A 1,727-nucleotide genomic window follows, 5' to 3' on the forward strand; every position below is an offset into this window, starting at 1 on the left:
AGCTTGCTCCCGCTGGGCCGCGAAGCGGCCCTGAAATCAGTCACTGTGGCTAGCCAGGTAAAACCGGTTTTCAGGTTTTGCGGCTGCTTCGCAACCGAGCGGGAGCAAGCTCCCTCGCCACAAAGGCACTCACAGGTTCATGTTGTCAGGTCAGGCTGTCGTCAATCACCAGCACCAGCTTGCCCGACACCTGATTGGTCGCCAGCTCCGCAAACGCCGCTTCGGCGTCCTCGATCGCAAACGTCCTGGCCAGTTGCGGGCTCAAACGCCCTTCGGCAAACAGAGGCCAGACGTGCTGGCTGAGATCGCTGAACAAATCGGCCTTGAACTGCTCGTCGCGATTGCGCAGGGTCGAACCCAGCAGTTGCACGCGCTTGGCCAGCACCTGCGCCAGATCCAGCTGCGCTTCACGACCGCCCATCAAACCGATCAACACCCAACGGCCATCACGAGCCAGCAGCTTGAGGTTCAAAGCCGCGTAGTTGCCACCCACCGGATCCAGGATCACATCGAACGGCCCCAGATCGTTCAGGCGGTCCAGATCCTTGTTGCGCACCACTCCACCCTGGGCACCCAGCGCTTCACAGTAGGCCAGACGATCCTCGGAGCCGACGCTGACCCAGCACGGGTTACCAAACGCCTTGCACAGCTGAATGGCAGCTGAACCGATTCCACTTGCTCCGGCATGCAGAAGAACTTTCTCACCCGGTTTGAGCGAAGCCAATAGAAACAAATTCAGCCAGACGGTCGCATACACTTCCGGCAACGCCGCGGCCTCGGCCAGGGACAATCCTTCGGGAGCCGGCAACACATGCCGTCCGTCGACAACTACCTCTTCGGCCATCCCACCCCCGGCCAGCAAGGCGCAAACCCGATCTCCGACCTGCCAGGACGAGCCCGGACCGACCTCGCTGATCACCCCCGAACACTCAAGACCCAGTGCTTGACTGGCTCCCGGCGGCGGCGGATACAGGCCCGCTTTCTGTAACAAATCGGCTCGATTGAGTCCCGCTGCCGCCACTCGGATACGAACTTGTCCTACATCGCACGTAGGACTCGGCTCCTCAACCCACTCCACTCGCCCCTCAACGCCTTGCAATGCTTTCACAGTGCCTCCATAGTGAGTCTGGACTGAGCCCGAAGCTATAGCGCCGGGCTTTCTTGCATTATGCGACCGGCCCTTGTGGGAACCGGCGACTTCAAAGACGGCCTAATATGCGTGATCAATTGTCCCCGCGTCGAATCAGCATGAAGCATTTTTTCCCCAGCACCGCCCTCGCTCTTGTCATTGGTCTCGGTCTTTTGCCGATGTCGAGCAATTCGTTCGCAGCCAACAGCTGGGACAAGCTTCAGCCCGATCGCGACGAAGTCATCGCCAGTCTGAACGTCGTCGAATTGCTCAAGCGTCACCATTACAGCAAGCCGCCGCTCGACGATGCGCGCTCCGCGATCATCTACGACAGCTACCTCAAGCTGCTGGATCCATCGCGCAGCTACTTCATGGCCAGTGACATTGCCGAATTCGACAAATGGAAAACCCAGTTTGACGACTTCCTCAAGAGCGGCGACCTGAACGCCGGGTTCACCATCTACAAGCGCTACCTGGATCGCGTCAAGGCGCGTCTGGACTTTGCCCTTGCCGAGCTGAACAAGGGCGTCGACAAGATCGACTTCACCACCAAGGAAACCTTGCTGGTCGACCGCAAGGATGCCCCTTGGCTCAAGAC

General features: G+C 59.5%; 1 protein-coding gene and 1 pseudogene. One reads left to right on the forward strand and one right to left on the reverse strand.

Annotated features, from left to right (window positions below; all coding sequences use genetic code 11):
* Positions 1-145 precede the first annotated feature (145 nt).
* A complete protein-coding gene (locus AC1DLB_RS29260; RefSeq protein WP_477743817.1) occupies positions 146-1,108 on the reverse strand; it encodes a zinc-binding dehydrogenase in 963 nt (320 codons plus the stop codon).
* Positions 1,109-1,248: 140 nt separating this feature from the next.
* Here AC1DLB_RS29260 and AC1DLB_RS29265 point away from each other — a divergent pair.
* A pseudogene (locus tag AC1DLB_RS29265) lies at positions 1,249-1,727 on the forward strand (carboxy terminal-processing peptidase); the annotation flags it as partial.

The sequence above is a fragment of the Pseudomonas sp. 05N434 genome (assembly GCF_056396965.1).